This is a genomic window from Sphingopyxis sp. (genome assembly GCF_035944815.1).
Taxonomy (GTDB): domain Bacteria; phylum Pseudomonadota; class Alphaproteobacteria; order Sphingomonadales; family Sphingomonadaceae; genus Sphingopyxis.
The window spans coordinates 226,627-244,861 of record NZ_DASZAU010000013.1 but is presented as its reverse complement, the minus strand read 5'-3'; the positions used below and the strand labels follow the sequence as shown (position 1 = coordinate 244,861).

General features: G+C 65.6%; 23 protein-coding genes. 3 read left to right on the top strand and 20 right to left on the bottom strand.

All coding sequences use genetic code 11. The features are described from left to right. Positions 1–39: 39 nt before the first annotated feature. Both VGU00_RS18605 and mutS read right to left on the bottom strand, forming a co-directional pair. Positions 40–2,799: a [protein-PII] uridylyltransferase gene (locus tag VGU00_RS18605; RefSeq protein WP_327471197.1), complete on the bottom strand. Its 2,760-nt coding sequence runs from the start codon at positions 2,797–2,799 to the stop codon at positions 40–42. Next, the gene (gene mutS / locus VGU00_RS18600; RefSeq protein WP_327471195.1) at positions 2,796–5,459 is read right to left on the bottom strand and encodes a DNA mismatch repair protein MutS; all 2,664 of its coding nucleotides are present in this window, start codon (positions 5,457–5,459) and stop codon (positions 2,796–2,798) included. The genes VGU00_RS18605 and mutS overlap by 4 nt, the downstream gene beginning before the upstream one ends. Before the next feature lie 130 nt (positions 5,460–5,589). Between mutS and VGU00_RS18595 the strand changes: the two genes are divergently transcribed. Further along, positions 5,590–7,854: an NADP-dependent malic enzyme gene (locus VGU00_RS18595; protein WP_327471766.1), complete on the top strand. Its 2,265-nt coding sequence runs from the start codon at positions 5,590–5,592 to the stop codon at positions 7,852–7,854. Positions 7,855–7,909: 55 nt separating this feature from the next. Here the strand turns inward: VGU00_RS18595 and VGU00_RS18590 are convergent, their stop codons facing one another. Next, entirely contained in the window at positions 7,910–8,398 is a 489-nt protein-coding gene (locus VGU00_RS18590) for an outer membrane protein assembly factor BamE (RefSeq protein ID WP_327471193.1), read from the bottom strand. 152 nt (positions 8,399–8,550) lie between these two features. On the opposite strand from VGU00_RS18590, the gene VGU00_RS18585 reads away from it, so the two are divergent. Then, the gene (locus VGU00_RS18585; protein ID WP_327471191.1) at positions 8,551–9,084 is read left to right on the top strand and encodes a ubiquinol-cytochrome C chaperone family protein; all 534 of its coding nucleotides are present in this window, start codon (positions 8,551–8,553) and stop codon (positions 9,082–9,084) included. Between the two features lie 2 nt (positions 9,085–9,086). Then, on the top strand, positions 9,087–9,611 hold the full coding sequence (locus VGU00_RS18580) for a DUF177 domain-containing protein (RefSeq protein WP_327471764.1): 525 nt from the start codon (positions 9,087–9,089) through the stop codon (positions 9,609–9,611). Here the strand turns inward: VGU00_RS18580 and VGU00_RS18575 are convergent. The 17 genes from VGU00_RS18575 to rplP all read right to left on the bottom strand — a co-directional run bounded on the left by VGU00_RS18575 (position 9,608) and on the right by rplP (position 18,229). Next, positions 9,608–10,279: a hypothetical protein gene (locus tag VGU00_RS18575; RefSeq protein WP_327471189.1), complete on the bottom strand. Its 672-nt coding sequence runs from the start codon at positions 10,277–10,279 to the stop codon at positions 9,608–9,610. The two genes, VGU00_RS18580 and VGU00_RS18575, sit on opposite strands and share 4 nt — an antisense overlap. A gap of 87 nt (positions 10,280–10,366) precedes the next feature. After that, positions 10,367–11,020: an adenylate kinase gene (locus VGU00_RS18570; RefSeq protein ID WP_327471187.1), complete on the bottom strand. Its 654-nt coding sequence runs from the start codon at positions 11,018–11,020 to the stop codon at positions 10,367–10,369. Positions 11,021–11,068: 48 nt separating this feature from the next. Next, complete coding sequence (secY, locus tag VGU00_RS18565; protein ID WP_327471185.1) at positions 11,069–12,442, bottom strand: preprotein translocase subunit SecY; 1,374 nt, start codon at positions 12,440–12,442, stop codon at positions 11,069–11,071. 207 nt (positions 12,443–12,649) lie between these two features. After that, positions 12,650–13,171 (bottom strand): 50S ribosomal protein L15, encoded by a 522-nt coding sequence (gene rplO, locus VGU00_RS18560; protein WP_327471183.1) that lies wholly within the window; start codon positions 13,169–13,171, stop codon positions 12,650–12,652. A 44-nt stretch (positions 13,172–13,215) separates the two neighbouring features. Continuing rightward, entirely contained in the window at positions 13,216–13,422 is a 207-nt protein-coding gene (locus VGU00_RS18555; protein WP_167920379.1) for a DUF1737 domain-containing protein, read from the bottom strand. Between the two features lie 6 nt (positions 13,423–13,428). Further along, positions 13,429–13,614 carry a 50S ribosomal protein L30 gene (gene rpmD, locus VGU00_RS18550; protein WP_058806655.1) on the bottom strand — a complete coding sequence of 62 codons (186 nt, stop codon included), beginning with the start codon at positions 13,612–13,614 and terminating at the stop codon, positions 13,429–13,431. Between the two features lie 4 nt (positions 13,615–13,618). After that, on the bottom strand, positions 13,619–14,311 hold the full coding sequence (gene rpsE, locus VGU00_RS18545) for a 30S ribosomal protein S5 (protein WP_327471178.1): 693 nt from the start codon (positions 14,309–14,311) through the stop codon (positions 13,619–13,621). 2 nt (positions 14,312–14,313) lie between these two features. Beyond that, positions 14,314–14,667 carry a 50S ribosomal protein L18 gene (rplR, locus tag VGU00_RS18540; RefSeq protein WP_037556384.1) on the bottom strand — a complete coding sequence of 118 codons (354 nt, stop codon included), beginning with the start codon at positions 14,665–14,667 and terminating at the stop codon, positions 14,314–14,316. 3 nt (positions 14,668–14,670) lie between these two features. Next, a complete protein-coding gene (gene rplF, locus VGU00_RS18535; RefSeq protein WP_242772876.1) occupies positions 14,671–15,204 on the bottom strand; it encodes a 50S ribosomal protein L6 in 534 nt (177 codons plus the stop codon). After that, positions 15,204–15,608 (bottom strand): 30S ribosomal protein S8, encoded by a 405-nt coding sequence (gene rpsH, locus VGU00_RS18530; protein WP_037556380.1) that lies wholly within the window; start codon positions 15,606–15,608, stop codon positions 15,204–15,206. Before rpsH ends, rplF begins: the two co-directional genes overlap by 1 nt. Before the next feature lie 12 nt (positions 15,609–15,620). Then, on the bottom strand, positions 15,621–15,926 hold the full coding sequence (gene rpsN / locus VGU00_RS18525; protein ID WP_037556379.1) for a 30S ribosomal protein S14: 306 nt from the start codon (positions 15,924–15,926) through the stop codon (positions 15,621–15,623). Between the two features lie 50 nt (positions 15,927–15,976). After that, complete coding sequence (gene rplE / locus VGU00_RS18520) at positions 15,977–16,555, bottom strand: 50S ribosomal protein L5 (protein WP_037556378.1); 579 nt, start codon at positions 16,553–16,555, stop codon at positions 15,977–15,979. Beyond that, on the bottom strand, positions 16,548–16,865 hold the full coding sequence (gene rplX / locus VGU00_RS18515) for a 50S ribosomal protein L24 (protein WP_058805189.1): 318 nt from the start codon (positions 16,863–16,865) through the stop codon (positions 16,548–16,550). The genes rplE and rplX overlap by 8 nt, the downstream gene beginning before the upstream one ends. 2 nt (positions 16,866–16,867) lie before the next feature. Then, entirely contained in the window at positions 16,868–17,236 is a 369-nt protein-coding gene (rplN, locus tag VGU00_RS18510; RefSeq protein WP_011543078.1) for a 50S ribosomal protein L14, read from the bottom strand. Between the two features lie 60 nt (positions 17,237–17,296). Beyond that, entirely contained in the window at positions 17,297–17,578 is a 282-nt protein-coding gene (rpsQ, locus tag VGU00_RS18505; protein ID WP_327471173.1) for a 30S ribosomal protein S17, read from the bottom strand. A gap of 11 nt (positions 17,579–17,589) precedes the next feature. After that, positions 17,590–17,793, bottom strand: a complete 204-nt coding sequence (rpmC, locus tag VGU00_RS18500; RefSeq protein ID WP_184646415.1) for a 50S ribosomal protein L29 — start codon at positions 17,791–17,793, stop codon at positions 17,590–17,592. A gap of 4 nt (positions 17,794–17,797) precedes the next feature. Then, complete coding sequence (rplP, locus tag VGU00_RS18495) at positions 17,798–18,229, bottom strand: 50S ribosomal protein L16 (protein ID WP_077145771.1); 432 nt, start codon at positions 18,227–18,229, stop codon at positions 17,798–17,800. Positions 18,230–18,235: the final 6 nt, after the last annotated feature.

The window sequence follows — 18,235 nt, the reverse complement described above, 5'->3', positions numbered from 1 at the left end:
TGACGATGAAGCAAACGTCCGCTCCACACCCCCAACCGGTCAAGCCGCCACCGCGTCCTCGCTCTGGCTCGTTGCGGCTTCGAGAAGACGTTTCTCAAGGCTCTTCACGCGCGCCGTACTGTCGATCTTGTCGCCGATCAGATCGGTGACATAGAAGGTGTCGACCGCGCGCTCGCCATAGGTGGCGACATGCGCGCTGTGCACCGTCACCTTGGACTGGAAAAGCGCATAGGCGAGCTGGTTGAGGAGCGCGGGGCGATCCTGCGCGTTGATCTCGATCACCGTGAAGCGGTTCGACGCCTTGTTGTCGACGAAGACATTGGGGGCGACACGAAAGGCCTCGGCGCGGGTGCGCGGCAGCGCGCGCGCTTCGAGTTTCGGCAGCAATTTGTGGCGGTTGGCGAGCGCGTCCTCGATCGCACGGGTCAGGCGGCCGATCTGCCCGGCTTCGGCAAAGGGACGGCCGAGCGGATCCTGGACGAGGAAATTGTCGAGCGCGAGGCCGTCGCGCGTCGTGTGGATGCGCGCGTCGATGATATTGCCGCCGGCAAGGTGGATTCCGCCCGCCATGCGGTAGAACAGCCCCGGATGGTCGGCGGCGAGGACCATCACGAGCGTCGCGCCGCGGTCCTCGTCGGGGACCGCCGCGATGTGGAGCGGCGCGTCGCCCGCCTCGCGGATATGGCGAAGGTTGGCGACGATCACCTCGACCGGCTCGGCGATCCAGTAGCTTTCGGGGAGCGGCTTGATCAGCCTGGCGAAGGCCTTGGCATCGAGACCGAGGATGTCGGCGGCGGCTTCCTTCTTGGCCGCGATCCGCGCTTCGCGGCCCTTTTGTTTGTGGCCGAGCCGAAGGACTTCCTCGGCCGCGTCGAACAATTCGGTCAAGAGCTGGCGTTTCCAGCTGTTCCACACGCCGGGTCCGACCGCGCGGATGTCGACGACGGTGAGCACGAGGAGCAGGCGCAGGCGTTCGGGTGACTGGACGAGCTGCGCAAAGTCGAGGATCGTCTTGAAATCGGCGAGGTCGCGCTTGAAAGCGGTCGCCGACATGAGGAGATGATAGCGCACGAGCCACGAGACAGTCTCGGTCTCCGCCTCGCTCAGCCCCAGCCGCGGGCAGACGCGAAGGGCAAGTTCGGCGCCGAGGATGCTATGGTCGCCGCCGCGCCCCTTGGCGATGTCGTGCAGCAGCACCGCGACATAGATGACGCGCCGCGAATGGATCTGGTCCATGATCGCGGTCGACAGCGGATGATCGTCCTTCAGCCGGTTCTGTTCGATATCGGCGAGCAGCCCGATCGCGCGGATCGTATGCTCGTCGACCGTATAATGATGATACATGTCGAACTGCATCTGCGCGACGACGCGGCCGAAGTCGGGCACGAAGCGGCCGAACACCCCCGCCTCGTTCATCCAGCGCAGCACCGTTTCGGGATCGCGCGGGCTGGTGAGCACGTCGAGGAACAATTCGTTCGCGCGCGCGATCCGGCGCACCCCCTGCGTTTCGATCAGCTTGGCGTCGTGGCGCGCCTGCCGCATCGCCTGCGGATGGATTTCGAGCCCATGTTTGTCGGCGAGCGCAAAAATCTCGACCAGCCGCACCGGATCCTGCTGGAAGAAATCGTCCGACGGCAGCGCAAGCCGGCCGCGGTCGAGCACGAAGCCGTGGAGCTTGCCCGGACGGCGGCGGATCGTCGGCAGGAAGCGCCGCCCGCGCGCCGCCATCTGGTCGTCGAGGTGCGCGAGGAAGGTGCCCGTGACGTCGCCGACGCTTTTGGCGTGGAGGAAATAGAGCTGCATGAAGCGCTCGACCGCGCTCTTGCCCGGCCGGTCGGCGAAGTGCATCCGCCGCGCGATCTCGGGCTGGAAATCGAAGGTCAGCCGATCCTCGGCACGTCCGGCGAGGATGTGGAGGTGGCAGCGGACGGCGAGGAGGAAATTCTCGGCGCGTTCGAACTGCCGGAGTTCGCGCGCCGACATCAGCCCGGCATCGACGAGCTCGGGGACGGTGCGCACGCGGTGGATGAACTTGCCGATCCAGAACAGCGTGTGGAGGTCGCGCAGACCGCCCTTCCCTTCCTTCACATTGGGTTCGACGACATAGCGCGAATCGCCCATCCTCTTGTGCCGCTCGTCGCGTTCGGCGAGCTTTTCGGCGACGAACGCGCGCGCATTGCCCGCGACGACCTCGGCGTCGAAACGCGCCGACGCCTGGTCGTAGAGGTCGCGGTCGCCCCAGATGAAGCGCCCTTCAAGGAGCGCGGTGCGGATCGTGAGATCCTCCTTCGCCGCACGCACCATCTCGTCGAGCGAGCGCGACGAATGGCCGACCTTCAGCCCGAGGTCCCAGAGCGTGTAGAGCTGTGCCTCGATCACCTGTTCGGTCCAGCTCGTCTGCTTGAACGGCGTCAGGAAGCCGATGTCGATGTCGCTGAACGGCGCCATCTCGCCGCGGCCATAGCCGCCGACCGCGATCAGCGTGATGCGCTCGCCCGCCGAACGATTGCCCGACGGGTAGAGGTGATCGACGGTGAAATCATGACTGAGACGGACGATCTGGTCGATCAGGAATGCCGTCGCGCTGGCGGCGAGCCGGCCCGACGAGGGATGGTCGAGCAAGCGCTGCTCGATCTCGGCGCGCCCCTGGTCGAGCGCATCGCGGAGCAGCGCGACCATCGCGCGGCGGCGCTTGCCGGTATCGCTCGTTTCGCCCGCAATCTCGTCGAGCCGCCCCGACAGCATCCGGCGATCGATGATCGCGCGGCGATTGTCGAGACTATCGAACAGGTCGCTCATGCCTCGTCCGCCATCAGCCGCTTGAGCGAATAAAGCGCGTCGAGCGCCTCACGCGGGGCGAGCGCGTCGGGGTCGATCCCCGCGAGCGCTTCGCGCAGCGCATCCTTGACCGCCGCGGGCGCCTCGGCAAGCGTCGCGGCGAACAGCGGCAGGTCGTCGAGTCCCGCGGCGAGCCCGCCGGTCGCCTCGCGCCCCGCCTCGAGCTTCGCAAGCACCGCCTCGGCGCGTTTTACGACGCCTGTCGGAACCCCCGCAAGACGCGCGACGGCAAGGCCGTAGCTGCGGTCGGCGGGCCCATCGGCCAGTTCGTGGAGCAGCACGAGGTCGCCCTGCCATTCGCGCGCGCGGACATGATGGAGCGAGAGCGCGTTCAGCGTTTCGGCGAGGCGCGTCAGCTCGTGGTAATGGGTAGCGAAGAGGCAGCGGCACCGGTTGACCTCGTGCACCGCCTCGACCACCGACCAGGCGAGCGCGAGCCCGTCGTAGGTCGAGGTACCGCGCCCGACCTCGTCCAAAATGACGAAGCTTTGCGGGGTCGCCTGCGCGAGAATCGCCGCGGTTTCGACCATTTCGACCATGAAGGTCGAGCGCCCGCGCGCGAGATTATCGCTCGCGCCGACGCGGCTGAACAGCCGGTCGACGAGCCCGAGCCTTGCCGCCGCGGCGGGGACGAAACCGCCCGCCTGCGCGAGCACGACGATCAGCGCATTCTGCCGGAGGAAGGTCGATTTACCGCCCATGTTCGGGCCGGTGACGAGCCAGAGCCGGTCGCTTTCCGACAGCGAGACATCGTTCGGCACGAAACGCTCGCCCGATCTGGCGAGCGCCGCCTCGACCACCGGATGGCGGCCGCCGGTGACGTCAAGGCACGGGGTGTCGGCAAGATCGGGGCGACACCAATTATGGCTCATCGCATGATCGGCGAGCGCGGCCGCAACATCGATTCGCGCGAGCACGTCGCACGAGGCGGCAATCGCTTCGCGCCGCGCGATCGCGGCGTCGGTCAGCGCTTCGAGATGCGCCGCCTCGGCCGCGACCGCGTGGACGCCTGCCTGCGTCACGCGGCTCGCGGCTTCGTGCAGGTCGGAGGAATTGAAGCGCACGACGCCGGCGAGCGTCTGGCGGTGGGTGAAGCCCGACTCGGGCGCCATCAGCGCGTCGGCATGCTTCGCGGGCACTTCGACATGATAGCCGAGCACGCCGTTGTGGCGGATCTTCAATGAGGCGATGCCGGTGCGGTCGCGATAGTCGGCTTCGAGCGCGGCGATCGCCTTGCGCCCGTCGCGCGCGGTTTCGCGCAGCGCGTCGAGCGCATGGTCATAGCCTTCGGCGACATAGCCGCCCTGCGCTGCATCGACCGGCGGCGTTTCGATGAGCGCGCGGCTGAGTTCGTCGACGAGCGTGCCATGGCCGTCGAGCCCGGGCAGCAGGCGCGCGAGCAGCGGCGGCAGGTCGGCTCGCCGCGCAAGCCGTTCGCGCAAGATTCGCGCGCCGCCGAGCGCGTCGCGAAGCTGCGCGAGGTCGCGCGGCCCGCCGCGTCCTGCGACGAGGCGGCCGAGCGCCCGGCCCGCGTCGGGCAAGGCACGCAGCGATGCGCGCAATTCGCCGCGCCACAGCGCGTCGCGCGCGAGGCCGTCGACGAGGTCGAGCCGGTCGAGGATCGCCCCCTTGTCGGTCAGCGGGCTCGCAAGGTCGTCGGCGAGCAGGCGCGCGCCCGCCGCGGTGACGGTGCGGTCGATCGTGCCGAGCAGGCTACCCTCGCGCACGCCGGCCATCGTGCGCACGAGTTCGAGGCTTTCGCGCGTCGCGGCGTCGATCGCCATCCGGCCCGACGCGAGATGGCGTAGCGGCGGCTGGAGGAAGGTCGGTCCGCCGGTGCCGACATGGTCGAGATAGGCGACGAGCGCGCCCATCGCGGCGACCTCGCCGCGCGAGAACTGGCCGAAACCGTCGAGCGTCTGGACGCCGAAGAAGCTTTCGAGGCGTTTCTGTGCCGCCGTGCTCGAAAAATCGGATGCGGGCCGGCGCACGATCTGGCGCGCCGACGACACAGGCAGGTCTTCGGCGCTTTCGCTGAGCAAAAGTTCCGATGGCGCGAGCCGCGCGAGTTCGGCGTCGACCGCCTGCGCGGGAACCGCGACGACCTCGAAGCGCCCGGTCGAGATATCGGCCGCGGCAATCGCCACCTCGCCGCCGCTACCCACTTGTGCGAGCGCGGCGAGCCGGTTCGCGCTGCATCCTTCGAGCAGGCTTTCCTCGGTCAGCGTGCCCGCGGTGACGAACCGCACGATGTCGCGTGCGACGAGCGCCTTCGACCCGCCGCGCGCCTTGGCTTCGGCGGGGGTTTCGACCTGTTCGGCGATCGCGACGCGATGCCCGGCACGAATCAGCCGCGCGAGGTAGGATTCGGCAGCATGCACCGGCACGCCGCACATCGCTACCGGCTGTCCGTCATGCTCGCCGCGCGACGTCAGAGCGATATCGAGCGTCGAGGCGGCCGCCTTTGCATCGTCGAAGAAGAGTTCGAAAAAATCGCCCATGCGGTAGAAGAGCAGGCAATCGCCCGCCTTCTCCTTGAGCGACCAATATTGCGCCATCATCGGCGTGGCGGCGGGCGCGGCATTATTCGAATTGGCTGCGGAGCGAGCGGTGACAGGCATGCGACATGCTTTGGTATGGATATGAGTCCGTGGCAAGCATGCCGCGCGATTCGCGGGTTCCATTTCGCCAAGGCGACGCTAGGGAAAGGGCTCGGGCGCGCATCTTGTGGATCAATCGAGAGGATTAATGATGGACAGTGGCAGCAAGGTGCAATTTTCGGACCGCGAGGCCCTGCTTTACCACGCCTATGGACGGCCCGGGAAAATCGAGATCGTCGCGTCGAAACCGATGGCGACGCAGCGCGACCTGAGCCTTGCCTATTCGCCCGGCGTGGCGGTTCCGGTCAATGCGATCGCCGAAGATCCCGCCAAGGCCTATGACTATACGATCAAGGGCAATCTGGTCGCGGTGATTTCCAACGGGACCGCGATCCTCGGGCTCGGCAACCTCGGCGCGCTCGCCTCGAAGCCGGTGATGGAAGGCAAGGCGGTGCTGTTCAAGCGCTTCGCCGACGTCGATTCGATCGACCTCGAGGTCGATACCGAGGACCCGCAGCGCTTCATCGAGGCGGTCGAACTGCTCGCGCCGAGCTTTGGCGGGATCAATCTCGAAGATATCGCCGCGCCCAATTGCTTCATCATCGAGGCCGCGCTGAAAGAGCGCATGAACATTCCGGTGTTCCATGACGACCAGCATGGCACCGCGATCATCACCGCCGCCGGGCTGATCAACGCCTGTTATTTGACGGGCCGCGACCTTGCGACGGTGAAGGTCGTCGTCAACGGCGCCGGCGCCGCGGCGATCGCGTGCACCGCGCTGATCAAGGCGATGGGCGTCCGGCACGAAAATGTCATCATGTGCGACCGCAAGGGCACCATCTATCAGGGCCGCACTGACGGCATGGACCAGTGGAAGTCGGCGCATGCGGTGCCGACCGAAGCGCGCGACCTGACCCAAGCGCTCGTCGGCGCCGATGTGTTCCTCGGCCTGTCGGCCGCGGGCGCGCTGAAGCCCGAAATGGTGAAGGACATGGCGCCTGCGCCGATCATCTTTGCGATGGCGAACCCCGATCCCGAAATCTCGCCCCCCGATGCGCGCGCGGCGCGTCCCGACGCGATCATCGCGACGGGCCGGTCGGACTATCCAAACCAGGTCAACAATGTGCTGTGCTTCCCCTTCATCTTCCGCGGCGCGCTCGACGTCCATGCGACCGCGATCAACGAGGAAATGAAGATCGCTGCAGCCTATGCGATCGCCGACCTTGCGCGCCAGCAGGTGCCCGAAGAGGTCGCCGCGGCCTATGGCGGGCGCGCGTCGAGCTTTGGCCCCGAATATATCATCCCCTCCCCCTTCGACCCGCGCCTGATGGAAATCGTGCCGGCGGCGGTCGCCGAGGCGGCGATGAAGACCGGCGTCGCGCAGCGGCCGATCGAAAATCTCGAGGAATATCGCACCCAGCTTCGCGCGCGCCTCAACCCGACGACGTCGGTTCTCACGCTCGCCTATGAAGCCGCGCGCAACAATCCGAAGCGCGTCGTCTTTGCCGAGGGCGAAGAGGAAGTCGTGCTGCGCGCCGCGATCCAGTTCCGCGACGGCGGATACGGCATCCCGGTGCTCGTCGGGCGCGAGGGGCTGCACGACAAGCTGCGCGCGATGGGCGTCGCCGATGCCGAAAGCTTCGAAGTCCACAACAGCGTCAATTCGCCGCATGTGCCGGCGATGGTCGACATGCTGTACGAGCGGCTGCAGCGCCGCGGTTACCTGCGCCGCGACGTCGAGCGCATGGTCAACCGCGACCGCAACATCTTCGGATCGCTGCTGCTCAAAATGGGCCTCGGCGATGCGATGATCACGGGCACGACGCGCACTTACTCGCAGTCGATGCGCGAGGTCCGGCGGGTGATCGACCATGCCGAGGGCAAGACGCCGTTCGGCATCCATATCCTGGTCGACCAGCACCACACCATCTTCATGGCCGACACCACGGTCAACGAACGGCCGACGGCGCACCAGCTTGCCGATATCGCCGAACGCACCGCGCAGGTCGCGCGGCGGATGGGTCACGAACCGCGGGTTGCCTTCCTGTCCTATTCGACCTTCGGCAACCCCGAGGGCAGCTGGCTCGAAAGCATCCGCGAAGCCGTATCGATCCTCGACCAGCGGAAGCCCGCTTTCGAATATGAAGGCGAAATGGCGCCCGACGTCGCGCTGAACGAGAAGGTGATGAAAAATTATCCCTTCTGCCGCCTGTCGGGTCCGGCCAATGTCCTGATCATGCCGGGGCTGCAGTCGGCGAACCTGTCGGCGAAGCTGCTGCGCGAACTCGGCGGCGGTGCCGTGATCGGCCCGATGCTCGTCGGCATGGAAAAGCCGGTGCAGGTCGCGACGATGGCGTCGACCGCATCGGACCTCGTCACGCTCGCGGTGCTCGCGGCGGGCGGGATCGCGCAATAAAAAAGGGGCGGCGCCAACGCGCCGCCCCTTTTTTATCCGAAGCGGGCCGAGAGCCTTACTGGCTGGGACCTGCAGCGCCCGGCGCGCCGACCGCGCCGATATTGCCAAAGATATCTTCGAAGAAGCTGCGGTGACGGCCGAGCGTCGGCGTCTTGTCGCCTTCGGGGCTGATCTTGCTGACCAGTTCGAGCCCCGTGCGATCGACGGCGGCGACATTGCCCGCGGGGTCGAAGCGAACGCGCAGCACCTGCTGCCCCACCGGACGCGGCTTGGCGAAGGCCAGCTGCCGCGTTTCGCGCGAGACATAATAATATTCATTGTCGCTGAACTGGCCGACGAAGGTCGGGCGGCCCAGCGTCTTTTCGACCGATTCCCGGTTGTCGACGCCCGGGGTGATCGCTTCGGTCAGCATCGGGTCGACGACATAGCCCTGCCGGCCCTTGAGCTGCGCACAGCCGCTGGTGGCGAGCGCGAGCGCCAGCCCGGCGACAATCAGGCGCATCGGCCGGGCGGGAAGCATCGGGTAATGGGTCGGCATCAACATATCTCCGTTGCGCCATTTTTTCCGGCGCTGGCAATCGCGCCTCTTAACCGCAAGCGGTCGACGCATACAAGCGGCTTATGCCGCGGCAAAGCTTGCGCCAAGCTGACTCACGGCCCTTTTCGGACGACGTGATTCGGCCTAAGCGAATCACCATGTTTTCTTCGCTCCAAAAACTCTTCAAATCCGACCCCGATCCGCGCGAGGCGCGCCGCCCGCTGTGGGATGCCGTCGTCGCCGCCGCGCGCGCGCCGCACTGGTATGCCGAGGGCCATGTTCCAGACACGCTCGACGGTCGGTTCGACATGATCAGCCTGGTGATGGCGCTCGTGCTGCACCGGATCGATGCGGAGCCCGACCAGGGACTGGCGGGCGTCCAGCTCACCGAATTGTTCGTGAACGACATGGACGGCCAGATGCGCCAGATCGGCTTTGGTGACATGGTCGTCGGCAAGCAGGTGGGCCGGATGATGAGCGCGCTGGGCGGGCGGCTCGGCGCCTATCGCGCCGCCGACGGCTCGGACGAACTGCGCGCGGCGCTGGTCCGCAACCTGTGGCGCGGCAACGCCCCCGCCGATGCGGGGCTGGCGCATGTGATGGCCGAGGTCGCGGCGCTGCGCGCGGCGCTCGCAGCGATGCCGGTATCCGACCTCATCGTCGCCGACCGGCTTCCCGGAGCGGCGGCTTGAGCGTGGCGCCCGAATTTTCGCTTGTCGTGACGCTCGCCGACGCAGCGCACGGCCGCGCCATTGCTGTCGAGGCCGACGCCGATGCGCGGGCGCGGATAGCCGCGCGGCTGGGGCTTGCGGCGCTCGACCATTTCGTCCTGACCGCCGAAGTGCGCGCGGTCGCCGGCGGGATCGCGGCGAAGGGCGAGGTGCAGGCCGACCTTGTCCAGAAATGTGCGGCGACCGACCTGCCCGTCCCCGCGGCGATCAGCGAGCCCTTCGACCTGCGCTTTCTACGCCACGTCGATGCCCCCGCGAGCGAGGATGAGGAAATCGAGATCGGCAGCGACGACCTCGACCTGCTGCCGCTCGAGGGCGACCGGATCGACCTCGGCGAAGCGGCGGTGCAGACGCTCTCGCTCGCGCTCGACCCCTTTCCGCGCCACCCCGACGCAGACCGCATCCTTGCCGAAAAGGGCGTGCTCAGCGAAGAGGCGGCGGGGCCGTTCGCTGCGCTCGCAAAGCTGCGCGGGAAACCCGACGCCTAACGGCGGTCAGGCGCGGCTTCGGGTTCGTCGGCGACCAGATCGGCGACCGCGGCATCGAGCCCGGGCTCGTCCTTCTCGTCCTTTTCGGGCGGCGTTTCGACGGCGGGCGGTTTCGCTGCCTCGGCCGCCGCCGCCTTTTCATCGCGCGTCGGCGGCAACGCGCCGCCAAGCGCATTGGCGAGGCCGATGAGCTGCTCGCCGATCACCGTGTCGACGGCGGGGGCGATCTCGGCGACCTTGAAGCGCATATAGCCGCCGACGACATAGTCGAAGCGCAGCGCGCTGCCCGTCGGCGTTTCCTTGATCTGGATCGTCAACGTTCCGTTCAGTGCTTCGCCCTGCAGCGGGCCGAAGGCGCCCGAGAGGCGCAGCAACTGATTGGGTTTCGAAAAGAGGATGCGCGCATGCTGGACGCTGCCGACGCCCGAGCCGGCGTCGGGCAATTTTTCGCAGAAGCAGCCGCCGGCCTGCGAATCGAGCCAGAAATTAGCGGCGTCGCCCGACCAACTATGGTCCTTCGACCACCAATTCTGCGGCATGCGGAGCATTTTCCACACGTCGGCGGGAGTCGCGGCGACCTGCGCCGTGTGCGCGACGGTAAAGCCCGCCTCGCCCTGATCGACGACCTTGGCGTGCACGGCGGGTGCCAGCGCCAGCCCGGCTGCCATTGCGGCAGCCCCGAAATATCCGGAAAATCCCATGAGCCCAGCCCCCCTTTGCGCCACAATAACCGGCGCCGGGAAGACTGGCTAGCCTCAGCCCGCGAGGATGGTTTCGATCGCGTCGTTGACCTGGTCGATCGGCGCCATGCCGTCGACGTGCGTCACGATGCCGCGCGCTTCATAGATCGGCAGGATCGGTGCGGTCTTGGCGCGATATTCGGCCATGCGGGTGCGCACCGTTTCCTCATTGTCGTCGGGACGGCGCTTGAATTCGTCCGACCCGCAAACGTCGCAGACATTCTCCACCTTGGGGAGCTTGTAACGGTCGTGATAGCCAGCGCCGCACTTGGCGCAGCTGAAGCGGCCGGTGATGCGGTCGACGAGCGCGTCTTCCTCGACCTGCAGTTCGATGACATGGTCGAGCTTGCGGCTACGTGTCGACAGGATCGTGTCGAGCGCGTCGGCCTGCGCCGCGGTGCGCGGATAGCCGTCGAAGATCACCGAAACATCCGCGCCGAGTTCGTCGAGCCGTTCGCCGATCAGCCCCGAGACGATTTCGTCCGAGACGAGTTCGCCGGCGTCCATCACCGCCTTCGCCTGCAGGCCGATCGGCGTGCCCGCCTTGACCGCGGCGCGAAGCATGTCGCCCGTCGAGAGCTGGACCATGCCATGCTCGTCCTCGAGGCGCGACGCCTGCGTACCCTTACCCGCCCCCGGCGGGCCCAGCAAAATGATGTTCAGCGTCATGGAAGCCCCTGTTGCCTCTGCCGTGTCGCAGTTGCCGTAGCTTGGCGTTTAGCGCCGCGCAACGCCGCCTTTCAATTTGGCCTTCTTGATGAGGTCGCCATATTGATGCGCGAGCATGTGGCTCTGGATCTGGCTGATCGTGTCGATCGTCACGTTCACGATAATCAGCAGGCTGGTGCCGCCGAGCTGGAACGGGAGGCCCGATCCCGCGATGAAATATTCGGGAACGAGGCAGATGACCGCGAGGTACGCCGCGCCGATCACTGTGATGCGCGTCAGCACATGGTCGAGATAGGCGGCAGTATTCTTGCCCGGGCGGATACCGGGGATGAAGCCGTTCTGGCGCTTCAGATTGTCGGCGGTTTCCTCGGGATTGAAGACAACCGCGACGTAGAAGAAGCAGAAGAAGATGATCCCCGCGGCATAGAGCGCCATGTAGAGCGGCTGGCCGTGCGCGAGATACTGGTTGAGCGTGATCAGGAAATCGCCGGTCGCGGTATCGCCCTGGACATTCTGGCCCATCATCTGGGTGATCGTCAGCGGCATCAGCAGCAGCGACGAGGCGAAGATCGGCGGGATCACGCCCGCGGTGTTGACCTTGAGCGGCAGATGGCTGCGGTCGGCCTGCATCACGCCGCGCTGCGTCGCACGCTTCGGATATTGGACGAGGACGCGGCGCTGCGCGCGTTCCATGAAGCTGATGAAGGCGATGATGACGATCGCGCCGCCGAGCACCGCGATGATCGTACCGCCGCCCATCGAACCTTCGCGGACCTGCGTGAACATCTGCGCAAAGCTGCGCGGCAGCTGGGCGAGAATGCCCGCCATGATGATGAGCGACACGCCGTTGCCGATACCGCGGCTGGTGATCTGTTCGCCGAGCCACATCAGGAACAGCGTACCGCCGACGATCGAGATGACCGCACCGATGCGGAACATCATGCCGGGGTCGACGACCGCAGCGATGCCGGCAGTCGCGCCGAGCGATTCGAGCCCGACGGCGATGAAATAGCCCTGGATCGCGGTCAGCGCGACGGTGCCGTAACGCGTGTACTGGTTGAGCTTCTTGCGTCCGCTTTCGCCCTCTTTCTTGAGCGCGGCGAGGCTCGGCGACAGCGCCGCGGCGAGCTGCACGACGATCGACGCCGTGATATAGGGCATGACGCCGAGCGCGATGATGCTCATGCGCTCGAGGCTGCCGCCCGAAAAGGTGTTGAAGATGTCGAGGACGCCGCCCGACGCGGCCTGCGAATAAAGGCGCGACAGCGCAACCGGGTCGACGCCGGGAAGCGGCACGAACGACAGGAAGCGGAAGACGATCAGCGCGCCGATCGTGAACCAGATGCGGTTCTTGAGTTCGGTCGCCTGGCCGAACTTCGAGAAGTTCAGGTTGGAAGCAAGCTGGTCGGCACGAGAGGCCATGGGTAGTTTCCTCGGATAGTCCGGACCGCGCCCCCCGCGACCCGGCGCCTATGTGCGTTCGGCGGTCACGAAGCGCAAGGGGAAAGGCCTATTTTGCAACGCAGCTCGTCGATACCGGCTGCGTCATCCGTTCGCATCGAACGGGAAAGTACAGATCGTCAAACGACGAAGGGGCGGACCGTATTCCGGGCCGCCCCTGCGCCTTGATTATTCCGCCTTGGCTTTGGCGCGGCGCTGGGCCTTCTTGCCATCGCCTTCGGGCTTGGCTTCGGGCAGCTCGACCTTGCCACCGGCCTTTTCGACCGCTTCGATCGCGCCCTTCGACGCGCCAGCGACCGAGAAGTTCAGCTTCGCGGTGAGTTCGCCCTTGGCGAGGAGACGGACGCCGTCCTTGCCGCCACGGGCCACGCCGGCAGCCTTGAGCGCAGCGTGATCAACCACCGCCTTCGCGTCGAGCTTCTTTTCGTCGACGAGCTTCTGGATCATGCCCAGATTCACGATCGCGAAGTCCTTGCCGAAGATGTTGTTGAAGCCGCGCTTCGGGATCCGCATGTGGAGCGGCATCTGGCCGCCCTCGAAGCCGTTGATCGCGACGCCGCTGCGTGCCTTCTGGCCCTTCTGGCCGCGGCCGGCGGTCTTGCCCTTACCCGAGCCGATGCCGCGTCCGACGCGCATGCGGCCCTTGCGGGCGCCGTTGTTGTCACGAAGTTCGTTGAGCTTGATAGTCATGGTTGCACTCGCTTTCGCTGTGTTCGCGCTGGGACCGAGAGATTTCAGTCCGGTTCGATTTCACTCGACGGCTGAAAGCCGGGATAGGGCCCGGCTTTCTCCATCACGATGGCCTGGGCGACATAGCCGCGGCCATCGACACTGGTAATCGAGGGGCTACCGTGAAGCTGCCATCCCCGGTTGAGCAGCCCTTCGACGCGTGCACAGAAGGCGGCGTCGTCGGGACCGGTCAACAGGCGATAAAGCTTCACGCGCCTTTAGCCCTCGACGACTTCCACCATGTGCGGAAGCTTGCGGATCATGCCGCGCACTTCCGGGGTGTCGACCAGTTCGACCTCGCGGTTCATCTTGCCCAGGCCGAGGCCGGTCAGGATGGCGCGCTGGCCCTTGGGACGACGGATCGGCGAGCCGATCTGGCGGATCTTGATCTTCTTGTCGGCCATGGTCTTACTCCGTCACCGCCGCGGCTTCCGCCTCGGCTGCGCGGTCGGACGAACCGCCACGCTTGATCAGGTCCGAAACCTTCTTGCCGCGACGCTGCGCGACCGACTTCGGGCTGGTCTGTTCACCGAGCGCCTCGAAGGTCGCGCGGATCATGTTGTATGGGTTCGAGGTGCCGACCGACTTGGTCACCACGTCTGCAACGCCCAGCGATTCGAACACGGCGCGCATCGGGCCACCGGCGATGATGCCGGTACCGGCGGGCGCCGAACGCAGCGTCACATTGCCCGCGCCGAACACACCGCGACCGTCATGGTGCAGTGTACGGCCGTCGCGCAGCGGAACGCGGATCATCGCCTTCTTGGCGGCAGCGGTCGCCTTCGAAATGGCTTCAGGCACTTCGCGCGCCTTGCCGTGACCGAAACCGGCGCGGCCCTTGCCGTCGCCGACGACGACGAGCGCAGCGAAACCGAAGCGCTTGCCGCCCTTCACGGTCTTCGAGACGCGGTTGATGTGAACGAGCTTTTCGATCAGCTCTTCACCACCTTCTTCGTCGCGCGGGCGACGGTCGTCGCGGCGGCCACGGCCACCTTCACGACCACCACGGCCACCGTCGCGGCCGCCGCGGCCACGGCGGGGAGCGCCGGTGTTTTCGGTCGCTTCGACAGCGCCTTCGACGTTCTGTACTTCGTCAGCCATAATCAGAACTCCAATCCGCCTTCGCGAGCCGCGTCGGCCAGCGCCTTGATGCGCCCGTGGAACAGGAAGCCGCCACGGTCGAACACGACCTGCGTCACGCCAGCCTTCTTGGCGGCGGCGGCAAGGCGCTTGCCGACATCGGCAGCAGCAGCCGTGGTCGCGCCGGTCTTGCCGCGGACATCCTTGTCGAGCGTCGAAGCCGAAGCGAGCGTCTGCCCGGCAGCGTCATCGATGAGCTGTGCATAGATGTGACGGCCCGAACGGTGCACCGACAGGCGGGCACGGCCAGCGGCGCGCTGGCGGAGGGCGGTACGAACGCGCTGACGGCGTTTCTGGAAAGGGGTAAGATGTGCCATGGCTTACTTCTTCTTGCCTTCTTTGCGGAAGATGTACTCGCCGCGATATTTGATGCCCTTGCCCTTATAGGGTTCGGGCTTACGCCAACGGCGGATTTCCGCCGCGACCTGGCCGACCTTCTGCTTGTCGATACCGGTGATCTCGATCGTCGTGTTGTCCGGCGTCTTGATCTCGATGCCTTCGGGCACCGCGAAATCGACATCGTGGCTGTAGCCGAGCTGCAGCTTCAGCGTCTTGCCCTGCGAGTTGGCGCGATAGCCGACACCGGTGATCTCGAGAACCTTGGTGAAGCCTTCGGTCACGCCGGTGATCAGGTTCTGGACCAGCGTGCGTTGCATGCCCCAGAACGCCCGCGCTTCGCGGGTGCTGTTCGCGGGCTGCACCGAGATGCTGCCTTCGCCGACTTCATAGGTGATGAGGTCGGACAGCGGCATCGCGAGCGTGCCCTTCGGCCCCTTCACCGACAGCTGGCCGCCGTCGATCGCGGCGGTGACACCGCCGGGGATCGCTACTGCCTTTTTACCAATGCGAGACATCAGAACACCTCCGCCAGCACTTCGCCGCCGACATTATGCTCGCGGGCTTCGGCGTCCGAGAGGACGCCGCGCGGGGTCGACACGATGGTGATGCCAAGGCCGTTGCGCACGATCGGCAGCTCTTTCGAGCCCGAATAGATGCGGCGGCCCGGCTTCGAGACGCGGGCCACGTGGCGGATCGCCGGCTGGCCTTCGAAATATTTCAGCTCGATGCGGATGCCCTTGTGCTGGCCCTTGGCACCCAGCGCTTCTTCGCTGTAGCCGCGGATATAGCCTTCACGCTGGAGAACATCGAGAACGCGGACGCGCAGGGTCGAGGCGGGAGTCAGGACGCTGTCCTTCTTCGCCTGCTGGCCGTTGCGGATGCGGGTGAGCATATCACCCAGGGGATCGGTCATTGCCATCTTGTCAGTCCCTTACCAGCTCGACTTTACAACACCGGGGATCAGGCCCTTGTTGGCCAGATCGCGGAGCTGAATACGGCACAGCCGGAATTTGCGATAATAAGCACGCGGGCGGCCCGTCAGCTCGCACCGGTTGCGGATGCGGGTCGGGTTACCGTTGCGCGGAATTTCCGCCATCTTGAGGCGCGCGATCAGACGCTCGCCATCATCGAGCGACGTATCCGCCGCAATCGCCTTCAGCTTCGCGTAACGGCCGGCATATTTCTTCACCAGCTGCTTGCGACGCTCGTTCTTGTTTACCGAACTCAGTTTCGCCATGACTTAAGTTCTCTTTCCTTCTTGAAAGAGCCTGCCTGGTCCCAAGGGGATCAGGCGGCTTCCTTTTCCTGCGCCTCGATCGGGAAGGGGAAGCCGAACAGCTTGAGCAGTTCGCGGGCTTCTTCGTCCGTACGGGCGGTGGTGGTGACGATCACGTCCATGCCGCGCACCTGGTCGATGCGGTCATAGTTGATCTCGGGGAAGATGATCTGCTCTTTCAGGCCCATGGCATAGTTGCCACGGCCGTCGAAGCTGGTCGCCGACACGCCGCGAAAGTCACGGATGCGCGGCATGGCGATCGTGATCAGGCGATCGAGGAATTCGTACATGCGTTCGCGGCGCAGGGTGACCTTGCAACCGATCGGCATGCCTTCGCGCAGCTTGAACTGTGCGATCGACTTCTTCGCCTTGGTCACAACGGGCTTCTGACCGGCGATGAGTTCCATCTCGGCAGCGGCCGCTTCGACCTTCTTCTTGTCCTGCGTGGCTTCGCCGACGCCCATGTTGAGCGTGATCTTTTCGATCTTCGGCACTTCCATCGCATTCTTGTAACCGAATTTTTCGGTCATCGCCTTGACGATCACATCGTCATAGCGCTTGCGCATGCGCGGGGTGTAGTTGTCAGCCATTGATCGTCTCCCCGGACTTCACGGCCACGCGGACCTTCTTGCCGTCCTTGGTTTCAAAACGAACGCGCGTCGGCTTGCCGGTCTTGGGATCGGCGAGCGCAACCTTGCTTGCGAACAGCGGCGCTTCCTTGCGCTCGAGACCGCCCTGCGGGTTGGTCTGGCTCGGCTTGCGGTGGCGCGTGATGATGTTGACGCCCGCGACGACGACCTTGCCGTCCTTCGGCAGGCTCTGCGTCACTTCGCCGGTCTTGCCCTTGTCCTTGCCGGACAGGATGACGACCGTGTCGCCCTTCTTGATCTTGTTCGCCATGGTTAGAGGACCTCCGGCGCCAGGCTGATGATCTTCATATAGCCGCGGCCGCGCAGTTCGCGGACGACGGGGCCGAAGATACGGGTGCCGATGGGCTCTTCATTCTTGTTGACGAGTACGGCAGCGTTGCTGTCGAAACGGATGACCGAGCCATCGGCGCGGCGCACGTCCTTCGCGGTGCGGACGATGACGGCGCGATGCACGTCGCCCTTCTTCACCTTGCCGCGCGGCTGGGCTTCCTTGATCGACACGACGATCACGTCGCCCACGCCGGCGGTGCGACGCTTCGAGCCGCCGAGCACCTTGATGCACTGGACGCGCTTGGCACCGCTGTTGTCAGCGACTTCCAATTGTGACTGCATCTGGATCATCGATGCATTTCCTTCTTTTTTGGCCTACCGGGCAATCCCGGCGGTTCCGTGAAAATCAGCTCAGGCGTCAGCAGCCGGAGCGGCAGCGCTCTTGGGCTTGCTGTGGGTGTCGACCTTGTCGAGCACCTTCCACGTCTTCAGCTTCGAAATCGGCTTCGTTTCCTCGATGCGGACGGTTTCGCCAGCCTTGATGGCGTTGTCTTCATCGTGGGCGTGATATTTTTTCGAGCGGCGGATGATCTTGCCGTACAGAGGGTGCTTCACCTTCCGTTCGACCTTCACCACGACGGTTTTGTCGCCCTTGTCGGACACCACCGTACCGGTCAGAATGCGCTTCGGCATCGATAGTCTCCTTACTTCGCAGCCGAGCGCGAACGCTCGGTCTGCTGCGTCTTGATGCGGGCGATCGTGCGCCGCACTTCCTTGACGCGCGACGCTTTTTCAAGCTGGCCGGTGGCCGCCTGGAAGCGGAGGTTGAACGCCTCGCGCTTCAGTTCGCCAAGCTGTTCGGCGAGCTGGTCGTCGGTCTTGGCCTTGAAATCTTCGGTCTTGGCCATGTCCTTAACCCTCCAGGTGCGAGGTGTCGCCGAGGCGGGCGATAACCTTCGTCTTGATCGGCAGCTTCATCGCCGCGCGTTCGAATGCCAGCGCGGCCACGGGGCCCGGAACGCCGTCGAGTTCGAACAGGATGCGGCCCGGCTTCACGCGCGCGGCCCAGAATTCCGGCGAACCCTTGCCCTTACCCATACGGACTTCGGCAGGCTTCGACGACACGGGGACGTCGGGAAAAATGCGGATCCACAAACGGCCCTGACGCTTGATCGCGCGGCTGATCGCGCGGCGAGCCGCTTCGATCTGGCGTGCGGTGATCCGCTCGGGTTCCATCGCCTTCAGCCCGTAGGAGCCGAAGTTCAGCGCGGTACCGCCCTTGGCGTTGCCATGGATGCGGCCCTTGAAGGCCTTGCGGAACTTGGTTTTTTTCGGTTGCAGCATGTCAGC